Below are 6,232 nucleotides of genomic sequence, written 5' to 3' on the forward strand. Positions count from 1 at the left end.
CCTTAGCTTTTCTTGACCGAGTCGCGTATCATCTCGGCTTCGTTATTTACGATGACTTTATCCGAAGGCGTCATAGCGATCTGGTAAATTTTCTCTCCGGCGCGGTAGCTGGCACCCAAAAACGCTATCGGAAGCACCAGCATAGGTATCCACTGCGGCACGCCTAGATCCACGCTCATAAAATCAAGCTCGATTATCACCTGTAGATACTGCACGCTATAAACTACTATAAACATCAAAAATGCCGTCGTTAGTATATTTGCAAAGATGAGATAGGCCTTTGCGACGATGGGCGGAAATCTCTCGATCAAAATCGTAACCGAGATATGTATGCCTTTTCTAAAGCCGTATGCTGCGGCAAAAAACGCCGACCAGATAAAAAGGTAGTTAGTTAGCTCGCCGGCCCACGACCAGCCAGTGTTAAAGCAATACCTCATCACGACGTTAACAAAGGCTAGCAGCGTGCCTGCGGCGATGCCTAGCACCGCTACGGTTTTGTTTACCGAGGCGATGCCGACATCTAAAATCTCAAAAAATTTACCCATAAAGTCCTACTTCGTATTTATCGTTTTTTCTACTAGGTCTTGACCGATTACGTTGTAGAAGTTCGGATAAATCGGCTTCATAGCCTCTGCCCATTTACCCTTTTGATCGGCATTTAGCTCGATGATCTCAAGCTTTTTGCTCTCGCTTGCGAATTTTTTAAGCTCGCTTAAAATATGCTCTTCTTCCTTAGCCGTCTCTTCGCGTTCGAACGCCGTAGCTTCTTTTAGAGCTTGCGTTACGTGAGCCTTCATATCATCAGGCAAACCTTTCCAAAATTTCTCGCTCATAACGACTAAATATCCCAAATATCCGTGACCAGAGAGCGTTAGAGAGCTTTGAGCCTCGTAAAATTTGGAGTTGTAGAAGTTTGACAGCGGATTTTCGGTCGCATCGACTACGCCTTGTTGAAGGGCTGGATAAACCTCCGAAAAAGGCAATACTTGCGGGTTGCCGCCGACTACTTTGATCTGCTCTTCAAGTACTTTTGAGCTTTGGATGCGGAATTTTTGTCCTTTAGCGTCCGCAGGCTCTACGATAGGCTTTTTGCTAGAGCTAAAGTGTTTAAATCCTGCGTCCCAAAAATCAAGCGCGATGAAGCCTTTTTTAGCGATCATATCTTTTAGAGCTTGTCCGACTTCGCCGTCTTGAACAGCGTAAAGATGGGCGTTGTCTCTAAAGATAAACGGCAGGTCAAATAGCTGAAACTGCGGAACTATCGGCGTAAATTTAGAAAAACTAGGCGCGGCCATCTGTACGTTGCCAAGCTTTAGCGCTCCAAAAACTCTATCGTCGTCCATTAGCGATGCGGCCGGATATACCTCGACCTTAATCGCTCCGCCGCTAAGCTCGCCGACACGTTTAGCAAAAAAATCGGCAGCCTTGCCTTTTGGCGTAGAGGCGGCCACGACGTGGGCGAATTTGATCGTGTATGTTTTACCTGCGGCAAATGCGCTGCCCGCAAGCGCGCAAGAAAGAAGCAGTGCGGAAAGTAACTTAATTTTCATCTGTGATCCTTTTTAAAAGATTAGCTAATTCAGCTAGGTGCAATTATAATTCATAAAAAAGCGGCTGCGTGAAAATGTTTCGACTTTTTGCAATAAATTTCAAATTTATGTGTAAATATGTAACACTATCTCAAATTTGACCGTCAAATTTGAGAGCAGGCCAAAGTAAAATATAAGACCAAAAAGACTAAATGTTACGAAAATACACATTATTTTTATCAAATTTGATCTTTTCGTGCGGCGAGACGAGTCAAATTTGATAAAATGGAAGCATCGGCGCGTTTGTTTGCGCGTTAATAAATTAATTACTATTTTATTGCTATAATACGGATAAAATTTATTACAAAGGAAAAATTATGTTTGAACTTAGAAAACTGCCTTTCGATCCGAAAGCAAACGCCGTCGTAAGCGAGGAAACCTGTAATTACCACCACGGCAAACACCACCAAGCCTATGTCAATAACCTAAATAATTTGATAAAAGGTACCGAGTTTGAGGGCGCTAGCCTCTTTGATATCTTGGTAAAAAGCTCGGGCGGCGTGTTTAACAACGCGGCTCAGGTTTATAACCACGACTTTTACTGGGACTGCATCGCGAAAAAAAGCCAAATGAGCGACGAGCTAAAAGCTCGCTTGGAAAAAGATATTCCAAATTTTAAAGAGGAGTTTTTGAAAGCTGCGACTACGCTTTTTGGCTCAGGCTGGGCATGGCTAGTTTACAATCCAAAAGAGGATAAACTACAAATCGTACAAACTAGCAACGCGCAAACTCCGGTAACGGACGGCCTGGTGCCGCTTCTAGTCGCGGACGTTTGGGAGCACGCATACTACGTAGATCACAGAAATGCGCGCCCTGCGTATTTGGAGAAGTTGTTTGAAAATATCAACTGGGATTTTGTTTCGAGCGCTTACGAGTGGGCGTTAAAAGAGGGCCTTAACTCGGTTAAATTTTATATTACCGAGCTTCACGGCGGCGCTAAATCTTGCTGCGGTTGCGGCTGCCATTAATGCCGAAAATTCGCCGATTTCGCGAGCTTTTTAAGGGCGGCGATAAATTTGCGGCGGCTTATTTTTTAAATAAGCGTAAGCCCGCGAGTAAACTTAGCCTTGAGCGAGGACTCCTTCTTGGCTAAGTTTACTTTATATAAACTATTTTGAAGTAATATTCGAGTCTCATTTCACAAAAAAGGACGAAAATGAAGAAGTTTTTAGTTTCATCTTTGGCGGCTTTTGCTGCAGTTGCTATGCTTAGCGGTTGCCACGCGCACAAAAGCGAGAGCGCAAACAAAGCTCAGATCACCAAATCAGAAGCTGAAGTTATTAAATTTACGGGCGTAAACGACCCGAAATACGTCGTTAGACTAAGCTCTACCGATAAATTTAACACAGCCCTACTAGAAGACAGCAAAGGTCACAAAATCAACCTTAAAAACGCAGTCACTGCAAGCGGCGTAAGACTAGCGAACGACGATATCGGTACAGAGATAACGTTTAAACGCGGCGAAGGTATCCTAAACCTTACAAAAGGCGGCGAGGATATTTTCTTAAGATACGACGAATAAAAACTTTCCCGCCGAATTTTACGGCGGGACTTTCTCTCCTTCAAATTTATCAAATTTAACTCCCGCAAAATCTCGCCAAATTTGAACTTTAGCTTGTTTTTCATCCTTCTTTTAAAATTGCTCTAATTGAATATCTATTATCAAAAATAGCTTTGTCTTAAAATTTAATAGCTCTTTATAAAATGCCCAAGTATACGCGATTTAAAAGCGATTTTAAACTTAAAAATGACATTTTTAAAATGCCCGGAACGCAAATTTCGGTCACTAAATTTTAAGCTAACTTTGCCTATACTTTCGTCAAATTTATCATAAAAATTTAACGTAAGGAATGAAATGAAATTTATCTTAAAACGCGACGGCACGAAGCAAGAATACCTCCCGTATAAAATCCAAGACGCGATCAAAAAAGCCTTTGAAAGCGAGTCTAAAGAGTACGACGACAAGGTCTTTTTGGACGTGATGGGGCATGTGTTTGACAGCGAAGTTTTGAGCGTCGAGGATGTGCAAGACTACATCGAAAAGGCGCTTTTTAACGCGGGACACTTCGACGTGATGAAGAGCTTTATGCTCTACCGCCACACGCATAAGCTTCAGCGCGAGCAAATTTTAGGACTAAACGAAGACACCACCTACATCAACTCCACCCAAACGATCAGCGAGTACATCAACGGCACCGACTGGCGAATTCTCGCCAACTCAAACACCAGCTACTCAAACGCCGGCCTCATCAACAACACCGCAGGCAAGGTCATCGCCAACTACTGGCTGGATAAGGTGTATAGTAAAGAAGAGGGCCTCGCGCACCGAAACGGCGACTATCATATCCACGACCTAGACTGCCTTACCGGCTACTGCGCAGGCTGGAGTCTTAGAGCACTACTAAACGAGGGCTTTAACGGCGTGCGCGGTAGGGTCGAGAGCAAGGCGCCCAAGCACTTCCGCGAAGCGCTTTATCAGATGGCAAATTTTCTAGGAATTTTACAAAGCGAGTGGGCCGGCGCGCAGGCGTTTAGCAGCTTTGACACATATCTTGCGCCTTACGTTTTCCGCGACAAGCTAAGCGATAAAGAGATCAAAAAGGCGATAACGAGCTTTATCTTTAACCTAAACGTGCCTGCTCGCTGGGGTCAGAGTCCGTTTACCAACGTAACGATCGACATTACCTGCCCGAGCGATCTGCGCGACCAGATCCCGACGCGCGAGGATAGGCATATATTTAGCGATTTAGAGGATGCAGAGCTTACTAAAGAGGCGCAAAAACGCGGGTTTGGCAAGCTAACGGATATGACATACCGCGCCTTTGAGCCAGAGATGAACCGCATCGACAAGGCGTTTTACGAGATCATGACCGAGGGCGACAAGTGCTCGCAGCCGTTTACCTTCCCGATCCCTACCGTAAATATCACCGAGGACTTCGACTGGGACAGTGAGGTGGCGAAGGTGCTTTTTGAAAACACAGCAAAAATGGGCTCGAGCTATTTTCAAAATTTCGTCGGTAGCCAGTATACGATCGATGAAAACGGCAACCGCGTCGCAAACGACAAAGCCTATAAACCGGGACACGTGCGCTCGATGTGCTGCCGCTTGCAGCTAGATTTACGCGAGCTGCTAAAGCGCGGCGGAGGGCTATTTGGCAGCGCGGAGATGACCGGCAGTATCGGCGTCGTGACGCTAAATTTAGCTCGCCTGGGCTATCTGTATAAGGGCGATAAAAAAGGGCTCTATACCCGCCTTGAGTATCTGCTAAATTTAGCCAAATCCACGCTCGAAAAAAAGCGCACCTTTATCCAAGAGATGTACGAACGCGGCCTATATCCGTACACCGCGCGCTATCTAAAGCACTTTAATAATCACTTTAGCACCATCGGCATCAACGGCATGAACGAGCTTTTGAGAAATTTCACGAATGATAAAGAAAATATTGCGACTGATTTCGGACGGGAGTTTGCGATCGAGATGATCGAGTTTTTACGCGGTAAAATTCGCGAGTTTCAAGAGAGCACAGGCAACCTTTATAACCTCGAAGCCACGCCTGCCGAGGGCACGACGTATCGCTTCGCCAAAGAGGACAAAAAGCGCTACCCCGACATCATCCAGGCCGGTTTTGGCGAAAATATCTACTACACCAACTCCACGCAGCTACCGGCAAATTTCACCGACGACGCGTTCGAGGCGCTCGATCTGCAGGACGAACTGCAAAGCTCCTACACCGGCGGCACGGTGCTGCACCTGTATATGAAGGAGCGCATCAGCTCGGCGCAGGCCTGCAAAGACCTTGTGCGCGGCGTAGTAAATAACTACAAGCTACCCTATATCACGATAACGCCGGTCTTTAGCGTCTGCGCCAAGCACGGCTACATCAGCGGCGAGCACGAATACTGCCCAAAATGCGACGAGGAGCTTTTGGCTAAATTTAAGGCGGAAAATAGCGTAAAATAGGATAAATTTGAGTGGCGAAGCACCGCTTGGCTTTACCGTCTTTTAAATTTGACTTCGTATTTATGTATAAAATCAAAATTTAACAAAATTTGACCCCGCCCGAGTCAAAATAGGCGGGGCAAATTTGATTATTTCTCCCCTAGCGGCCAGTAAACGACCGGTTTGTCTCCAAGTCTAGCTTCGCCGTGATACATTCCGAGCTTATCTTTCGTCCATGCAAAGCCCGTGTGTCCGTGCTTGTCGATCGAGATGATGCCGCCACTGCCGCCGAGCGCTTTGACCTGAGCTACTGCATCTTCAGCTGCTTTTTGCACGTCGGAGGTTTTGTATTTATAAAGAGCCGAGACCTCGTGCGCAGCATTTACGCGCATGTAGATGTCGCCCGTGCCGGTGCAAGAAACCGCCACCGAGTCGTTGTCGGCATAGGTTCCAGAGCCGATTATCGGGCTATCGCCGATGCGGCCGGTCATTTTATTAGTCATGCCGCCCGTGCTGGTCGCTGCGGCTAGGTTGCCGTTTTTATCCAGCGCTATCGCACCCACGGTGCCAAGATACGGGCGCTCGTGTAAATTTAGCGACGTCTTTTTTGCCTTTTCGCTATCAAGTAGCAGCTTTTGTTTCTCTTTAGCTTTTTGCAGCGCGTCGTATCTAAACTGCGTGAAAAAATACTTCTGATCGACCA

At 46.1% G+C, this 6,232-nt stretch carries 6 protein-coding genes; 3 read left to right on the forward strand and 3 right to left on the reverse strand.

Annotated features, from left to right (window positions below):
• Window positions 1-2 precede the first annotated feature (2 nt).
• On the reverse strand, window positions 3-545 hold the full coding sequence (locus Q0386_RS09115; protein ID WP_299030035.1) for a TRAP transporter small permease: 543 nt from the start codon (window positions 543-545) through the stop codon (window positions 3-5).
• Window positions 546-551: 6 nt separating this feature from the next.
• The gene (locus Q0386_RS09120) at window positions 552-1,550 is read right to left on the reverse strand and encodes a DctP family TRAP transporter solute-binding subunit (protein ID WP_299030039.1); all 999 of its coding nucleotides are present in this window, start codon (window positions 1,548-1,550) and stop codon (window positions 552-554) included.
• A 356-nt stretch (window positions 1,551-1,906) separates the two neighbouring features.
• On the opposite strand from Q0386_RS09120, the gene sodB reads away from it, so the two are divergent.
• The 3 genes from sodB (at window position 1,907) to Q0386_RS09135 (ending at window position 5,550) form a co-directional block, all read left to right on the forward strand.
• A complete protein-coding gene (gene sodB / locus Q0386_RS09125; protein ID WP_299030042.1) occupies window positions 1,907-2,557 on the forward strand; it encodes a superoxide dismutase [Fe] in 651 nt (216 codons plus the stop codon).
• A gap of 188 nt (window positions 2,558-2,745) precedes the next feature.
• Window positions 2,746-3,111: a hypothetical protein gene (locus Q0386_RS09130; RefSeq protein WP_299030045.1), complete on the forward strand. Its 366-nt coding sequence runs from the start codon at window positions 2,746-2,748 to the stop codon at window positions 3,109-3,111.
• 333 nt (window positions 3,112-3,444) lie between these two features.
• Window positions 3,445-5,550, forward strand: a complete 2,106-nt coding sequence (locus Q0386_RS09135) for a ribonucleoside triphosphate reductase (protein ID WP_299030048.1) — start codon at window positions 3,445-3,447, stop codon at window positions 5,548-5,550.
• Between the two features lie 128 nt (window positions 5,551-5,678).
• On the opposite strand, the gene Q0386_RS09140 is transcribed toward Q0386_RS09135, so the two are convergent.
• On the reverse strand, window positions 5,679-6,232 hold a 554-nt coding region (locus Q0386_RS09140), incomplete at its 5' end, for an isoaspartyl peptidase/L-asparaginase (protein WP_299030051.1).

Origin of the sequence: uncultured Campylobacter sp. (assembly GCF_938045625.1) — a bacterium.
Lineage (GTDB): Bacteria > Campylobacterota > Campylobacteria > Campylobacterales > Campylobacteraceae > Campylobacter_A.